Genomic DNA, 15,858 nt, shown 5'->3' on the forward strand with positions numbered 1-15,858 from the left:
AAAGGGCGCCCATCGGGCGCCCTCCTCATATGCGGGAAGCAGCTACTTGGTCTTGCCGGCGGCGGCCTCGACCGTCAGCTCGAAGCGCTCGCCGCCCTTGATAGTGACCGGCGTCTCGGTGACGGCATCGCCGATCGTCGTGGCGACGACATAGTCGCCGGCCGGCAACGCGGCCTGCACATCCGGCCCATAGCCGTAGTGGAAGGACTTGCGGCTGCCGTCGATGCTCTTGGCCGCGCCGAACACCTCGACATACTTGTCGCCGGGCGTGGTGACCGCGAGAATGCCGGCGTCGAGCACGATGGCCACTTCGGTCAGTTCCTCCGTCTTGACGGAGAAGGGAACCTCGCCCTCGGCGCCGCCGAGGCGGTAGGCGGCTACATAGTCACCCTGCGCCAGCTCGAAGTCGAGATCGCCGCCATACTGATAGGCAACGGACTTGCGGCCGCCATCGATGGCTTTCTGGGCTGCGAAGACCTCGATGAAGATATCGGCTTCGACCGGCATCCCCTCGACATAAAGCGAGGTAACCTTGGCGAGACCAACGCCGACGATGACGTCTTCATCGATGGTCTCGCCCGCTGCCACATCATAGCTGCGGGTGACGGTCGCCGCGCCGATGGACACGTCAACATCCAGAGCACCGGCCGGCACCACCAGATTGGTATCGCCATAGTTGGTGGTGACATATTCACCGGCATGGCGGATTTCGATGGAGGCGTTGTCATCGACTTCGGCGCCTTCGCTGGGCCGCGGGTGCAGCTTGAGAATGACGCCGTTGAGGATGAAATGCGGCTCGGCGACCTTGCCGGCCTCGATGGGCACCGGCTGGGACGAACTGGCATAGCCCATGCTGGCGGTCATGATGTAGTCGCCGGGTTCGAGCGAGCCTTCAAAGTCCGAATTGTAGTCCGTGCCGACATAGTCGCCCTGGCTGCCATCGGCGGCCACCTTGTACCACTCCCAGACCAGGTCGGCATTGTCGCTGGCGAGATCGGGCCCACCCTCCGACAAGGACGCGGTGGGCTTGTAGTTATAGTCGGCGACAGGTTCGGGTTCCGGCTCCGGGGCAGGTTCGGGCTCGGCCTGCGCGATCTGGGCCACGGTGGTCGTCAGCGCCTCGACCAGGGCATCGCCATCATTGGCCGACAGATACTTGCCGCCGGTATTTTCGGCCAGGCACGCCACCTGCTGTCCTTCGTCGTCCGAGAGGCCGAAGCCCAGGACATGGGTGGTGAAGTCGATACCCTGGGCTTCGAGCTCGGACGCCAGGGCACAGGGATCGACCTCGCAGGTTTCGAGACCATCGGTAATGAGGATCACGGTGGCCTTCTGCTCGGTGAATTGCAAATCCTCGGCAGCCAGGCGCACCGCGTCGGAAATCGGCGTCATGCCCTTGGGGTTGATGCCGTCGGCCGCCGCGGCGATGGCAGCACCGGTGCCGGTGGCCGGTTCGACCAGCATTTCAATATCGGCGCAATTGCCCTTCTCGCGATGACCATAGGTCATGAAGCCGAGTTCGAGATCGTCGGGCAGCGTCGATAGCACCTCATGCAATGTCTCGCGCGCAATGGTAATGCGCGCCTTGCCGTCGATCTGCGCCCACATCGAGCCCGATCCATCAAGCACGATGATGGCCCGCTCGGCGGCAACCGCCGGCAGCACCAGACCGAGCGCCGCAACGGCCCCCAGCAAGAAGTTTCGAACGAACCGCATAGAAAGCCCTCCAGCAATGGCGGCCTCGACTATCGGGGACCGCACAACAGCGCGCAATTCAAATCACGCCGCAGATGACGGCGGGATGAATGCTTTATTCAGCCTGAGCAGAACTTTGTATCGGAACTATTCGGCACCTGCCTTGCGCCTGATGTGCACTTCGTACCGTGTTCCCTTTTAATCCCGCCGCCCAAGAGAAGCGGCCGGAACCACCGGCTTCAGTGGTGCGGGATTTGCCCGGCCAAGGCAAGGCGCCCTATTTCGGTGACGGCTCCTTTACCCGGCCGCGCTAGCTTCAGCGCAATCGACAGTGAGGACCATCGTGCGCTCGTGGCTTTGGACGGCAATTGGCTTGTCGGCCGTCGGCTGCCTTTCGGCCCTGGGCGCCCTTGGCGCTTTCAATTCATTCGACCGCATGCTGCAGGACAGCCGCTTTTCGCTGGCAGGCCGCGCCGCGACCGGCAATGTCGTCGTGGTGGCAATGGACAGCCCCAGCATTGCCGAAATCGGCGTGTGGCCATGGCCCCGACGTCTGCATGCCGAAGCGCTTGACGTGCTGCTCGACAAGGGCGCAGCGAATGTGGCCTTCGACATCGATTTCAGCAGCGCAAGCAATCCGGACGACGACCAGATATTCGCCGATGCCCTGGAGCGGGCCGGCGGTTTCGCCTGGCTGGGCGCGTTCGAGCAGCTCGTCGGCGGCGCGAACTATGTCTCCCTGCCGCTGGCCCGGTTTCTCGAACAGGCCGACGCCGCGTCGGTCAATGTAGCGCTCGACGGCGACGGCCTGGCCACGCGCATCGTTCCCACCTTGCCCACGGCAGAGGGGCAGGTGCCCGCGCTGGCCGCCATATTGTCGCGCCGCGCCGACCTCGACGGCGCCGATCCGGGCATCGATTTCGGCATAGATGCCACCGGGATCGACCATATTTCCTTTGCCGAACTGCTGCGCGGCCGCGTGGCGGACGAGCGTATCCGCGACAAGCAGGTCATCATCGGCGCCACGGCTGTGGAGCTGCGCGACATTTTCGCGGTTCCCCATTATGGCGTCATGGCAGGGCCCGTACTGCAGGCGCTGGCCACCGAAACCCTGCTTCAACACCGCGAATTGCAGATGACCGGTTGGGCGCCCGCTGCCGGGATTGCCGCAGCATTCGCCCTTGTCCTGGGGCTGCTGCGCCGCCGCGGGCCCCTTGGCGCCCTGCTGGTGGTCGGAGCCGTTACGGCCGGCGGAGTGGAAATCGGAGCGCTGGTGGCCTATGCGAGCGCCGGATGGCTGGTCGCCACGGCGACATTCCACATGGCGGTGGTGGCCCTGCTCGGCATTGAGCTGGCCCGGGTGGCGCAGGACGAGGCGCGGCGGCGCGACATCGCCCAACAGCGCCTGGCCTATCTGGCCAGCCATGATCCGGTGACCGGCGCCTTGTCCCGCACGGGCCTCGTCGAGTCCCTGGAACCGAGCAGCAAGGAAGGCACGGTCCTGCTCATCGCCGTGCATCGCCTGGACCAGGTGCGCGCGACGCTGGGTGGCGACGTTGCCGACGCGGCACTGGCGGCCATCGCCGCGCAGCTGGGCCGCATACCTGATGCACAGCTCGCCTATATCGCCGAGGACCTGTTCTGCCTGCATTTCGACCGCCCGTGCGGCGATGGCACGGTCGAGGAACTGTGCAGGGATATCGAGGTGATGGCCGGTGGCATATTGCGGGCGGATGATCGACCCGTACTGGTAGCCCTCGGCTTCGGCTTTGCCCATGGTCGCTTCCGCCGTGGCGCCTTGCTGCGCGAAGCCGAAGCCGCCCTGATGCACGGGCAGCGCAGCGGCCTGAACATTGCCGGCTTTGCCGCCGGACAGGCCGATGCGCTGCAGCGCCGGCGTCATCTGAGCGTGGACTTCCACCAGGCCATCGACCGGGGCGAGTTGCGCCTTGTCTATCAGCCGCAATTCGACCTGCGCGACGGCGGCTTGGTCGGCATCGAAGCGCTGATGCGCTGGCAGCACCCGGAGCTGGGCCCCATCTCGCCGGGCGAGTTCATTCCGCTGGCCGAGGAATCGGGCGACATGATCCGGCTGGGGCGCTGGGCCCTGCTCACCGCTTGCCATGATGCGATGCGCTGGGACTGGACCGGACGGGTTGCGGTCAATGTGTCACCCAGCCAGTTGCAGAATACCGATCTGGTTGACGATATCGAGCATGCCCTGGGCGAATCCGGACTGAATCCGGCTCGGCTCGAAATCGAGCTTACCGAAGGCACCGTGCTGCGGGATATCGAAGCGGCGCAAGCACTGGCCGCAGCCCTGCGTGAACGTGGGATCGGCCTGGCGCTGGACGATTTCGGCACGGGTTACTCGGCGCTCAGCCACCTCAGCACCCTGCCCTTCGACACGATCAAGATCGACCAGAGCTTCGTGCGCCGCATGGATCAGACCGCCACTGACCGCTCGCTGCTCGAATCCATCATTGCCATGGGCAAGGCGCTGGACAAAGCCGTGCTGGCGGAGGGCATCGAGACGGCCGCACAGTTGGACGCTCTAAGGCTGGCGGGATGCGATATCGGGCAGGGATATCATCTCGGCCGGCCCATGGAGACATCGGCCATCGCGGCCCTGCTCAGTGCCGGATCTGCGCGCTCGGCCTAGGGCTTCCCGCCGCCATTTCCCGTGCCCTGGCCGGAACTCCCGCCAGCAGCGCTGGTATCGCCCGAATTGCCAGTTTCGTGGGCATGAGCATTGCCACTAGCGCTGTTGCTGTTGCTGTTGGCGTTACCGCTGCCATTCCCACCGGAATTGCTGCCACCATTAGTCGAATTGGCGTTTTCGAGCCCCGGAGCGCTGCTGTTTGCACCGGCATTGCCGCCATTGTGGCCATTGGCCTGGCCGGCCCCGCCAGCATGACTGCTGCCGTTTGCGGATTTGCCGTTTTCCACCCCATAGGCATTGCCATTGCCGTTACCGCCGGCATTGTTGCCTTCGGGTCCGCGGCCATTGCCGGCTGAGCTGGCACTGTCATTCGCCATCACACTGCCGCGGTCAACGAGTTGGCCATCCAGGGTAACGAGCGGGACATGGGCTCCAATACCGGAGACGTCCAGCACGACATTCGGGCTCACGACCGCGCTCTGACCCGGCGTGATGTCGGTGGCGACGCCGTGCACGTAATCCTGCACCTGCACCAGGCCGCGCTCGACATCGACGCTGGATTGCCCGTCACTGGAATGAACGGTGAAGCGTGTGCCTTTGACAATGGCGGCAAGGTAAGGCGTCTGGATCGAGAAATGCTGCACCTGCAGGCGCTCGGCCTCGACGGTGACGGTGCCATAGGCCTGCATGACCGTGGTCATCCGCTGGCCAGCCTGATCGAAGATGCGGATTTCGGTAGCCCCGCTCAATTCGATCGCCTCGGCGCCGCGGGTAAACACGACGCGGCTGCCATCCAGCGAGCGGATGCGGCTCTCGTCGCTGACGATGTCGCCACGCTGCAGGTCCTGCCATGCGCCGGCGACCTGCACCTGCACTTCGCCGCGCAGGCGGTCCACCATCCAGTCATCGGCCATGACGACGCCACCCAGCCCCGTCCAGGCGATCAGAGCCAGTGGCGCAATACGCAACAATCCATCGTGAGCCATGACGGGCACCTCCAGCACATATGGTAGCCTTGCCGAGGTCGCGGCCCAGTTAATAAGGCGTATCTGCCGAAATGCTTTTGCTCTGGTGCCTAACGATCGACTACCTGGTCGGCGGAATGTTGATGGATTGACCGTCCGGCAGCGTGCGGCGCCTCATGGCCGCGCGATAGCGCCGCAGCCGCGCCGAATCCCATCGACGGAACGGGCCCCGCGCTCTAGGGTCGCCCCATTGCTCCAAGCCCTCGTTTTCCTGGAAAAATACCATGCCGGTCGGCGTGCTTTACGCGGTGGTCGCCTACTCGGTCTATTCCTGCGGCGACGCCATCATCAAGGGCTTCGGCCAGAGCCTCTCGGTGTTCGAGATCGGCTTTTTCATCGCCATCTTCGGGCTGATCCCCGCCGCCTTCGCCAAGCCGAAGGGCGAGCGCTGGCGCGACAGCTTCCGGCTCCGCCATTCCGCCCTGGTACATCTGCGCTCGTTCACGGGTGTCGCCTCTTCGATCCTGGTGACGGTGTCCTTCACCACCATTCCCTTCGCCGAGACCTATTCGCTGGTTTTCATGATGCCGCTGTTCATCACCGTGATGTCGGTCTTCATCCTCAGGGAGCGCGTCGATATCGTGCGCTGGTCCATGCTGGCTTTGGGCTTTGTCGGCGTGATGCTGGTGGTGCGACCGGGCTTCCGCGAGTTGGAATTCGGGCACCTGACCGCCCTGCTCTGCGCCGTCTTCGGCGCGTCGACGACCACCATATTGCGTATCATCGCCCCGACCGAAAAACGGGTCAGCCTCATCGCGCTGCCCGCGCTCTATGTCATCGTGGTCAATGCCATCCTGATGGTGCCCGGCTTCGTCATGCCCACGCCGCAGCAATTCGGCCTGCTGGCCGCGTCGGGCAGCCTCGTCGGCATGGGCCACATCCTGCTTATATCGGCCACGCGCAACGCGCCGGCCAGCCAGGTCGCGCCGATCCAGTATGTACAGATTGTCTGGGCCATCGGGCTGGGGGCATTCTTCTATTTCGAATATCCCGACCTGCTGGCCTATATCGGGCTGGCGGTCGTCGTGCTGTCCGGGCTGGTCAACGTGTTCGTAGACGGCACCAGGGCGCGGGTGGCCGGCCGCTTCGCCGAATATCGCGGGCGCCCGGACAATCCGGCGGGCAATATCACCGAGCTGCGCGGCCCCGAAATATAGTTGCATCGCGCCGGCTGGTTCCGTCGACGGCAGGCTCTGCCGTTTGTATGGTAGAACCTGCCTTTTTCGAGTCTTCCCTGTTTTTCGGATATTTCGATGCCGGTCGGCGTCCTTTTTGCATTTCTGGCCTATGCCAGCTTTTCGGTCGCCGACGCCCTCATCAAGGCCACCGGCCCCGCCATGTCGGTATTCGAGATCGCCTTTTTCACCACGACGCTGTCGATCATTCCGGCGATGCTGACCAAGCGCGGCGAGCGCTGGCGCGATCTCTACAAGTTGCAGCACCCGCGACTGGTGCACCTGCGCTGCGCGACCGCGATCTCGGGCACGGCCTGCGTCATGTTCGCCTTCACCCACATTCCCTTTGCCGACGTCTATGCCATCGGCTTCCTAACACCGATCGTCGTCACCCTACTGGGCGTGCTGGTGCTCAAGGAGCATGTGGCGCTGCATCGCTGGCTGCTGCTGATCATCAGCTTCCTCGGCGTTGTGCTGGTGATCCGCCCCGGCGTGCGCGACCTGCAACTGGGCCATCTTGCGATTTTCTGCAGCGTGTTTTTTGGCGGCATCACCACCATCATCCTGCGCCATGTGGCGCCTAGGGAGCGGCGCGTCAGCCTGGTGGGGTTGCAGGTGCTTTATTCGGGCATCGTCAACGGCGTGCTGATGATTCCATTCTTCGTGCTGCCTTCGCCGGAACAGCTTGCGGTATTCCTTGGCATCGGCCTGATCGGCGGTACGGGGGGCCTGCTGCTGATCGCGGCGGCCAGGCGTTCGCCCGCCAATCTGGTGGCGCCGGTGCAATACAGCCAGCTGATCTGGGCCATCGTCTTCGGCGCGCTGTTTTTCGGAGAATACCCGGACTACGTCGCCATTATCGGACTTGTCATCGTGCTGGCGGCCGGCCTTGCCAACGTATTGACCGAGAAGATGAAAATCGTCTGGAAACCGCGGCTGTTCTTCTTCCGAACGGGGCTTTAGCGGCAGTTGCGCCCACCACGTCTTTCCCGCGAAAACGGGAATCTCCCTGCAAGACAAGAGAGATCCCCGCTTTCGCGGGGATGACGTCGATGAGCAGATGCAACGGCGTCAGAGCGCCGCGCGCACGGCCGCGATGGCTTCGGCGGCTTTGCCGCCATCCGGTCCGCCGCCCTGCGCCATGTCGGGGCGGCCGCCGCCACCCTGCCCGCCAAGCGCGGCGGTGGCCAGCTTGATGAGGTTGCCGGCGGCATAGCGCGAGGTCAGGTCGTCGGTGACACCGATAGCCACCGTGCCCTTGCCGTCGTCGCCCTTGAGGACGACTGTGACCACGCCCGAGCCGACGCGCTTCTTTTCGGCATCGACCAGGCCCTTCACGTCCCGCGCGGGAATGCCTTCCACGGTGCGGCCGACATAGGTGACCCCATTGACGCTTTCGTCGGCCGATGCGGACGCGCCCGAGCCGGCGCCCCCGCCCAGAGCCAGCTTCTTGCGGGCATCGGTCAGTTCGCGCTCGATCTTTTTAACGTTGTCCTGCAGGGCGGCAATCCGGTCCAGCACTTCGTGGCTGCCCGAGCGCAGCAGGCCCGCGGCGGCATCGACGATAGCCACATTGGTATTGCCGCGATGGCGGGCCGCCTTGCCGGTCAGCGCCTCGATGCGCCGCACGCCGGCACCGACGGCGCTTTCGGCAACGATGGAGACGAGCCCGATATCGCCGGTGCGGCGCACATGGGTACCGCCGCAGAGCTCTACGGACCAGCCCAGGCCATTGCCGGTGGGCTCGCCCATGGCTACGACGCGCACTTCATCGCCGTATTTTTCGCCGAACAGGGCGCGGGCCCCCGATTCCTTGGCTTCCTCGACGCCCATCAGGCGCGTTTCGACCGGGGTGTTCTGCAGCACGATGGCATTGGCGATATCCTCGACCTCGGCCATTTCCTGCTCGGTCACCGGCTTGGTGTGGACGAAATCGAAGCGCAGGCGATCGGCCGAAACCATCGAGCCCTTCTGGGCGACGTGATCGCCGAGCACGAGGCGCAAAGCCTCATGCAGCAGGTGGGTGGCCGAATGGTTGGCGCGGATCGACGAGCGGCGTTCGTGATCGACCACCAGCGTCACCGGCTGGCCGACCTTGAGACCGCCTTCGGTGACGACAACCTTGTGGGCGAACACCCCGTGATGCTTCTGCGTGTCGGTAACCGTGGCAGCCAGGCCTTCACCCTTGAGCAGGCCGATATCGCCGACCTGGCCACCGCTTTCCCCGTAAAACGGCGTCTGGTTGAGGACGACAACGCCCTCTTCACCCGTCGCCAGCGCGGCGACTTCGGCGCCACCCTTGAGCAGGGCCTTGATCTCGCCCTCAGCCGTCTCGGTCTCGTAGCCGAGGAATTCGGTGGGGCCGAGCTTGTCGGCCAGGCCGTACCAGACCGTATCGGTCGCCGCTTCCCCCGAGCCGGACCAGCTCTTGCGCGCCTCGGCCTTCTGGGCGGCCATGGCGGCGTCGAAGCCGGCCTGGTCGACGGTGATGCCGCGCATGCGTAGGGCATCCTCGGTCAGGTCGAGCGGAAAACCATAAGTATCATAGAGCTTGAAGGCGCTGGCACCATTGAGCACCGCGCCTTCGCCCATGTCCTTCGTCTCTTCAGACAGCAGTTGCAACCCGCGCCCGAGCGTCTTGAGGAAACGCCCTTCCTCCAGCAGTACCGTCTCGGAAATCAACGCCTCGCCGCGGCTGAGCTCGGGATAGGCCTGGCCCATCTCGCGCACCAGCGTCGGCACCAGCTTGTGGATCACAGGCTCATTGGCGCCCAGCAGGGTGGCATGACGCATGGCGCGGCGCATGATGCGACGCAGCACATAGCCACGGCCTTCATTGGATGGCAGTACGCCTTCGGCGATGAGGAAACTCATCGAGCGCAGGTGATCGGCAATGACGCGCAGGCTTCGATTGCCCTCGCCATTGATGTCGGCGCCAGTTGCGTTGGCAGCGGCAGCGATCAGCGCCTTGAACAGGTCGATATCGTAATTGTCGTGCACGCCCTGCATGACGGCGGCAATGCGCTCGAGCCCCATGCCGGTATCGATCGAGGGGCGCGGCAGCCCGCTGCGCGAACCGTCGCCATGCTGCTCATATTGCATGAAGACGAGGTTCCAGATCTCGATCCAGCGATCACCGTCTTCCTCGGGCGAGCCCGGCGGGCCGCCCCAGATATGCTCGCCATGATCGTAGAAGATTTCTGAGCATGGGCCGCAGGGGCCGGTATCGCCCATCTGCCAGAAGTTCGACTTGGCGCCGAGCCGCACGATGCGGTCCTCGCCCAGGCCGGCAATCTTCTTCCACAGGTCCATCGCCTGGTCGTCGTCCTGATAGACGGTGACCATGAGCTTGTCCTTGGGCAGGCCCCAGTCCTTGGTCAGAAGGTTCCAGGCCAGCTCTATGGCGTGGTCCTTGAAATAGTCGCCGAACGAAAAATTGCCCAGCATCTCGAAAAAGGTGTGGTGGCGCGCGGTGAAGCCGACATTGTCGAGATCGTTGTGCTTGCCCCCGGCGCGCACGCATTTCTGCGCCGTGGTGGCGCGCGAATAGGGGCGCTTCTCGACACCGGTAAAGGTGTTCTTGAACTGCACCATGCCCGAATTGGTGAACATCAGCGTCGGGTCGTTCCGCGGCACCAGCGGGCTCGACGCCACAGCGTGGTGACCATTGCGGGCAAAGTAATCGACAAAGCTCGAACGGAGATCGTTTACGCTGGTCATCTAGAGGCTTTCATTGCGGAAATTGGCGCAGGGGCGCCGCAGACGAGTTCGGCTGGCTTTCTATCGTGCAGCTTGCCGCCCTGTCCAGCATTGCGGCTGCCTTGCGGCAGATCGACAAAGAAAAGAGGCACCGCTTGCGCGATGCCTCGAATATCCCTGCATGGGAAGGAGCTCAGTCGTCGTCGCCGGAACTGTCGTCGTCACCACCGGCCACCAGCAGCACTTCGCCGAGCAACCCCGAGCTTTCGCGCACGCCCTGCTCGATCGTGGCGGCAATCGCCGGATTGTCCTTAAGGAACTGGCGGGCATTTTCACGGCCCTGCCCCAGCCGCTGGCTGTCCCAGGAAAACCAGGCGCCGGACTTTTCCACGATGCCGGACTTGACGCCCAGGTCGAGCAATTCACCCGTCTTGGAAATGCCCTCACCATACATGATATCGAACTCGACCTGGCGGAATGGCGGGGCCAGCTTGTTCTTGACCACCTTCACGCGGGTCTGGTTGCCCACGATCTCCTCGCGGTCCTTGAGGGCGCCGATGCGGCGGATATCGAGGCGTACCGAGGCGTAGAACTTGAGCGCATTGCCGCCCGTGGTGGTTTCGGGCGAGCCATACATCACGCCGATCTTCATGCGGATCTGGTTGATGAAGATAACGAGGCACTTGGACTTGGAAATGGACGAGGTCAGCTTGCGCATGGCCTGGCTCATCAGCCGGGCCTGAAGCCCCGGCAGCGAGTCGCCCATTTCGCCTTCCAGTTCGGCGCGCGGCGTGAGCGCGGCCACCGAATCAACCACCAGAACGTCGATGGCGCCGGAACGCACCAGCGTATCGGTGATTTCGAGCGCCTGCTCGCCGGCATCGGGCTGCGAGATCAGCAGATCATCGACGCTGACGCCCAGCTTGCGGGCATAGATCGGATCGAGCGCATGCTCGGCATCGACGAAGGCACAGATGCCGCCGGCTTTCTGCGCTTCGGCGATGACATGCAAGGCCAGCGTGGTCTTGCCCGAGCTTTCAGGCCCGAAAATCTCGACGATACGGCCCTTTGGCAGGCCGCCAATGCCCAGCGCGATATCCAGGCCAAGCGAGCCGGTGGAGATCGATTCGACCTCGATGGAGGACGCTTCGCCCAGGCGCATGATCGAGCCCTTGCCGAAATTGCGCTCGATCTGGCTGAGCGCCGCGGCAAGTGCCTTGTCCTTATCCATCGATCCACCTTCAACAATACGAAGCGGCGCACTAGCCATCTGGTCTCTCCTTATTCCACGCCCTTGGAGGCTGCGCAACGCGCTGGTACCGCCGGTGGTCTGCCCTGAATGTCCGCTATTTGTTCTCATATTGTTCCGGCGCCGTCAAGGGACAAAATGAGAACATCCGCATTCACGCGGGCAGCTAGGGCGGCGAAAGCTATTTGGGATTGGTGTCGGTCGATATTTCGGACCAAAAACTACCCAAGCCATTGATCTGCATGGGAACTATGGTCAACCACTCTGGAACCCAATTGGTAAATTGGCCACAGAGTCCGTCGTACATATCAAGTGGTTGATCGCGTTAGGATTATTGGGAAACCTTGATACCCTACCGTCACGACTGATCCGCAAATTGGTAAACCTAGTCGTCAACCTCTACGTCGCGTATCCAAATATCAATTGAACGTTGGACATCGGGAAGTTTGCCCGCACGCAGCAGGCCCTTCACGAGTTCGGCAGCCGCAAACGGATCACCGTCCAAAGAAGCCTCGCGCACCTTTCTAGCTGCCTTCATCAACTCAAGTTCAACGTGTTCAAAAAGTCGCCCCCAAGAGACGTAACGAGAGGGGTCGTCTTTGGGCTCTAACTCCGCCCTTTGTTCATCAAACAGACTGAGGAAAACCGTTGTCGCAATGAGGCGCTCCCGCATCTGAACGGCATATTTTATCTCAGGGAACGGCGTCGCTTCAGGCCCGTACTGCTCTGCCAACTCATACTGCACCTCTAGCGGAATGCTGCCTCGCCTACGCCAAGACGAGACGGTTTGCTTGGCTTTACCGAGCTTCGTGGCTAGGTCCGTATCGGACGTGGCTCCGGTGAGCTTTTTGAGCAGGCTTAGATATTCTTCGATCTCAGAAGTCATTGTCACCGCTTGACGGTACTCAAAATTGCATACAGTATGCGTGAATGCATACTGTAACCAACTCGATTCACTGTATATCACCAGGCCCAGAGCTGTTAAGCGCCGTTCGAGGTTGTCTCGTCGCTCAGGGCACATCCCTTACCGCTTGGTGTCGAGAAAATGAAGTAGACCGCGTTTGGGCGACCTATGCTCTGCTCGGCAAGCGAAACGGGCCGAAGGCACAAACCCTTCGCATTCGCATCATAGCCGGTGCTGTAAGAAATGCAGCCTGACTATTTGTCTCTCGGCGATTTCGCAAAGCTCGCCGAAATTAGCCGACAAGCAGCGTGGAAAGCTTGTGCGAAGGGTATTTGGCGAGGCGTATCCCTAGTTGTGAAAACCACAGCGGGGAGCCGGGGCGGTCGCAGCGGAACATCTTACTCCGTCAAAGTCAGCTCGCTCCCGCTCGACCTTCAACGGCAATTAAAACCCTCACGAACAGCCCTTCAACCCTCGCTCTCCTTGACCGAAGGCGACGGCAGGGAACTGGCATGGCTGCTGCACTATGTGCAACCGCTTGCGGAGCTAGATTCCGGCCATAAGCGCAAAGCCGCGATCATGGAGTTGCATGGCCGCGAAGTGCATGACTGGCGTGGCAAGTTGGTGCGGCTGAAACGCACAACTCTGTACGGCTACGTTAAGGATTACCTCGAATTCGGTGCGGCAGGTCTGCTGCGCAAGAAGCGCGCAGACACGGGAAAAAAGAAGGTCCACGTCAGCCGCAAATGGGACAATGCGGTTCCCTTCGACGATGCTACGAAAATAGCCATGTCCAAGGCGTTGCAGTTGCGTATTCGCGGCCTCTGGATGGACAACCAGGAACGCAGCAAAGTCAGGTCCCTAGCCGAGAGCTACCTGCAAGAGCAGACCGCAAAGCTCGGCTACGTCCCCATCGGCGAAGCCATCTTCGCCTTGTCGATCGACCGCATCGATCAGGAGCGAGTATTTCTGAAAGCTGGCCGACACCGGCTCGACCGGAAAGCCTCGGAGGACTCGCGCTGGCGCCAGCCACGCACTACCGAAAACCTTGTGCCGATGGAAGTCGTCGTGGGCGACGTTCACTACATGAACGACCCAATCACCATGCCGACCGGCAGGGTCGTCTGGCCGCGCATGATCAGCTTCGTGGATGTCGCCACCCAGCGCATTTTCAGCGTTGTGGTGATCTCCGAAATGGGCGGCTCGGTTCGCGTCATCGATATGATTCAAGCCTACAAGGCCATGGTCACGGACCCAAGCTGGGGCATCCCGCGCACCCTCTATCTCGACAACGGCAAGGAGAACGGCTTCGCGCCCTTCATGCAGGATGCCGCGCGCCTGGCGTGGGAAGAGCCAGACGGCAGCAGCATGCGTACCCTCATCTTCGCCCAGGCCTACAACGCCCAGGCCAAGGCGCATGTCGAGGCCCGGTTCGCCTATGTCGAAAATCACTTCTACAAGCACATGGAAGGTTGGGCCGGCGATAATCGGCACGATCCCAAGGTTCCTGCGCTTGGCAAGCGGCACGAGCCTTGGAGCAAGGGCGTCGAAGCGTTCTTCGAGGACTTCTATGGATACGAGCGTGTCGACAACACCTTCAAACGCGATTCAGGCGGCATAGCTGGCCGGTCACCAGAGCAACGGTTCCAAGAGTTTGTAGACGCCGGCTGGGCCGCCGTCGTTGCTGGCGAACAGGGCTTCAACATGGCGTTCAGCGAGCGCAAGCAAGTAAAGCTGACCCGGCAGCAATTCCGCCTGGAAAACCGCTTCTGGTCCTGCGACGCCCTCAAGAAATACCATGGCGACTACGCCATGATTTACCGGCCAAAGTACCACAAGTTCAACGCCCTGGTCGTGGAAGACACAGCGGGCAACTTTCTCGGTATCGCGGAGCCCAATGAAATTGTCGATTACCTCGACCCCAAGGGCATCATCAATTCGCTGGCGGCGCGGAAGCTATATTACGAGGGCCTTAGGGAGCTGGAACGGCAAGCCCCAATTGTCGACGGTGGGAAGCTGCTGATCGAGCGCGCCCGCAAGCAACCCCTCGCCCGACCCAACCCGCCCCGCGGGACGGTCAATGTCAGCCTCTACGCAGAGCCATTGCTCGCCATCACGCCGCGAAAGGCGACCTTGGCCGACCAGGTTGATCAGCAGGAAATCGCCCGCCGCGCCAAGGAAGCCGAGTTCGAGGCGAGCCTCGCGCGTCAAACTGAAACTCTCCGCCGTCTGAGGTCAAGCTGATGGACCATTTCAGCAACGATGACAGTTACAATCTGGTCTTGCCGAGACGCGCGACGCGCTATGTCGAGATCTCGACGGGCACGATTATTCGAAACGCTTTAGACCAGGCCATAAGCTCTGGTCATCCTGCCCGCATCGTAGGGCCATCAGGCATCGGAAAATCCGGCGTCATCGCCGAAATTCTGGACGAAGGCCTCGCGCTGGGCTGCGAAGTTCGCCTGCCTGACAGCAGCCCTCGCGGGGTCTATCGCATGTTGCTGCGACTTTACGAAATCAAGGTCACCAACACCACGCTCAATGAACTGGCCGACCGGGTCTATCGGGAAATCCCTGAGCGGAACCACGGTGAGTGGATCGAACCGATTATCCTGGACGAATTCCAGAGCATCGAGCCGCTGGCGCTTCGCGAGCTGCTTCGCGTTCAAAGCAAAATTGGCTTTGGCCTGCTGCTCGTTGGCAATGGCGAAACGGTCGTCAAGCGCGCGAATGCCGACCAGGTGCGGGCGATGGAGCAGATCAACAATCGCTTTGGTATGGACATCAAGATTGATGGCCTGCTGGACAGCGACTTCGACAGGGTTGCCGACGAATGGGCCGTCGAGAATGAGGCGTCCACCAGAGACGCGCTTGCGCGTTATGGGCGGCAGTTCAGCCTGCATCAACTGGTCATGCTGCTAACCAGCGCTCGCAAGCTTTCGGGCATCGGGACGGTGCGTATGGAACACCTGCGCGCCATGGTTGAGCTGACTAACCGCTCACGCCTTCCCGTCCTCGATGACCACGCAAAACCAGCAGAGCACCGGAGGAAAATAGCATGAGCACATCATGGGCTGCCTTCCAGCGTGACAGCGACTTCGTAAATTGGCTCGTCAGGCGCTACCTCATTGATGAAGGCAGCGCAGAGCGCCTTCGCAGCATGTTGCGGCGAGCCGTGAGCAACGGCCTCACGATCGAAATGGCGCCGGAATACGTCTTGAAAGACCCGGCGACGCCTCGCGCAATCGCAGCTCGGTTGCGCCAAATGGCCAAGGAAGCCGCACAGGTTGCCGATAGCAGTGACCCGGAAAAATGGTACCCGCCTAATGGCGCGCCCTTCTGGGTTTGGTCGGTCGCCAACGACGAAGACAGCAATCCCTTCGTCAGGGCTCGGCAGGACCGCGACTAGTTACCCGCTGCCGGGGGAGACGCCGGCAGACCAATCGGAC

Annotated in this window: 11 protein-coding genes; 6 read left to right on the plus strand and 5 right to left on the minus strand. The window is 62.3% G+C overall.

Going from position 1 to position 15,858, the window contains the following annotated elements:
• Positions 1–42: 42 nt before the first annotated feature.
• Entirely contained in the window at positions 43–1,716 is a 1,674-nt protein-coding gene (locus tag ASD04_RS18820) for a VWA domain-containing protein (RefSeq protein WP_056260326.1), read from the minus strand.
• 352 nt (positions 1,717–2,068) lie between these two features.
• On the opposite strand from ASD04_RS18820, the gene ASD04_RS18825 reads away from it, so the two are divergent.
• The gene (locus tag ASD04_RS18825; protein ID WP_056260328.1) at positions 2,069–4,357 is read left to right on the plus strand and encodes an EAL domain-containing protein; all 2,289 of its coding nucleotides are present in this window, start codon (positions 2,069–2,071) and stop codon (positions 4,355–4,357) included.
• Here ASD04_RS18825 and ASD04_RS18830 read toward each other — a convergent pair.
• Positions 4,354–5,343, minus strand: coding sequence for a FecR family protein (locus tag ASD04_RS18830; protein ID WP_056260331.1), 990 nt, complete (start codon positions 5,341–5,343; stop codon positions 4,354–4,356). The two genes, ASD04_RS18825 and ASD04_RS18830, sit on opposite strands and share 4 nt — an antisense overlap.
• 263 nt (positions 5,344–5,606) lie before the next feature.
• On the opposite strand from ASD04_RS18830, the gene ASD04_RS18835 reads away from it, so the two are divergent.
• Both ASD04_RS18835 and ASD04_RS18840 read left to right on the plus strand, forming a co-directional pair.
• Complete coding sequence (locus ASD04_RS18835; RefSeq protein WP_056260334.1) at positions 5,607–6,539, plus strand: DMT family transporter; 933 nt, start codon at positions 5,607–5,609, stop codon at positions 6,537–6,539.
• Between the two features lie 96 nt (positions 6,540–6,635).
• Positions 6,636–7,520 (plus strand): DMT family transporter, encoded by an 885-nt coding sequence (locus ASD04_RS18840; protein ID WP_056260335.1) that lies wholly within the window; start codon positions 6,636–6,638, stop codon positions 7,518–7,520.
• Positions 7,521–7,628: 108 nt separating this feature from the next.
• On the opposite strand, the gene alaS is transcribed toward ASD04_RS18840, so the two are convergent.
• The 3 genes from alaS to ASD04_RS18855 form a co-directional block, all read right to left on the minus strand.
• Positions 7,629–10,277, minus strand: a complete 2,649-nt coding sequence (alaS, locus tag ASD04_RS18845) for an alanine--tRNA ligase (protein ID WP_056260337.1) — start codon at positions 10,275–10,277, stop codon at positions 7,629–7,631.
• Positions 10,278–10,449: 172 nt separating this feature from the next.
• Entirely contained in the window at positions 10,450–11,526 is a 1,077-nt protein-coding gene (gene recA, locus ASD04_RS18850; protein WP_056260339.1) for a recombinase RecA, read from the minus strand.
• Positions 11,527–11,890: 364 nt separating this feature from the next.
• The gene (locus tag ASD04_RS18855) at positions 11,891–12,391 is read right to left on the minus strand and encodes a helix-turn-helix domain-containing protein (RefSeq protein ID WP_056260341.1); all 501 of its coding nucleotides are present in this window, start codon (positions 12,389–12,391) and stop codon (positions 11,891–11,893) included.
• Positions 12,392–12,892: 501 nt separating this feature from the next.
• On the opposite strand from ASD04_RS18855, the gene ASD04_RS18860 reads away from it, so the two are divergent.
• From ASD04_RS18860 to ASD04_RS18870, 3 genes are read left to right on the plus strand one after another with little or no spacing between them, the layout of a single operon-like run.
• Positions 12,893–14,653, plus strand: a complete 1,761-nt coding sequence (locus tag ASD04_RS18860; protein ID WP_056260342.1) for a transposase — start codon at positions 12,893–12,895, stop codon at positions 14,651–14,653.
• Positions 14,653–15,471: an AAA family ATPase gene (locus tag ASD04_RS18865; RefSeq protein ID WP_056260345.1), complete on the plus strand. Its 819-nt coding sequence runs from the start codon at positions 14,653–14,655 to the stop codon at positions 15,469–15,471. Before ASD04_RS18860 ends, ASD04_RS18865 begins: the two co-directional genes overlap by 1 nt.
• Complete coding sequence (locus ASD04_RS18870; RefSeq protein ID WP_056260347.1) at positions 15,468–15,818, plus strand: hypothetical protein; 351 nt, start codon at positions 15,468–15,470, stop codon at positions 15,816–15,818. The genes ASD04_RS18865 and ASD04_RS18870 overlap by 4 nt, the downstream gene beginning before the upstream one ends.
• The last annotated feature ends 40 nt before the right edge of the window (positions 15,819–15,858 follow it).

The organism is Devosia sp. Root436, from assembly GCF_001426345.1.
Taxonomy (GTDB): Bacteria; Pseudomonadota; Alphaproteobacteria; order Rhizobiales; family Devosiaceae; genus Devosia.

Bases quoted from the DNA above. Each gene is read 5' to 3' on its own strand.
- ASD04_RS18820 (WP_056260326.1), bottom strand. From the start codon at position 1,716: ATGCGGTTCGTTCGAAACTTCTTGCTGGGGGCCGTTGCGGCGCTCGGT.
- ASD04_RS18830 (WP_056260331.1), bottom strand. From the start codon at position 5,343: ATGGCTCACGATGGATTGTTGCGTATTGCGCCACTGGCTCTGATCGCC.
- ASD04_RS18835 (WP_056260334.1), top strand. From the start codon at position 5,607: ATGCCGGTCGGCGTGCTTTACGCGGTGGTCGCCTACTCGGTCTATTCC.
- ASD04_RS18840 (WP_056260335.1), top strand. From the start codon at position 6,636: ATGCCGGTCGGCGTCCTTTTTGCATTTCTGGCCTATGCCAGCTTTTCG.
- alaS (WP_056260337.1), bottom strand. From the start codon at position 10,277: ATGACCAGCGTAAACGATCTCCGTTCGAGCTTTGTCGATTACTTTGCC.
- recA (WP_056260339.1), bottom strand. From the start codon at position 11,526: ATGGCTAGTGCGCCGCTTCGTATTGTTGAAGGTGGATCGATGGATAAG.
- ASD04_RS18855 (WP_056260341.1), bottom strand. From the start codon at position 12,391: ATGACTTCTGAGATCGAAGAATATCTAAGCCTGCTCAAAAAGCTCACC.
- ASD04_RS18865 (WP_056260345.1), top strand. From the start codon at position 14,653: ATGGACCATTTCAGCAACGATGACAGTTACAATCTGGTCTTGCCGAGA.
- ASD04_RS18870 (WP_056260347.1), top strand. From the start codon at position 15,468: ATGAGCACATCATGGGCTGCCTTCCAGCGTGACAGCGACTTCGTAAAT.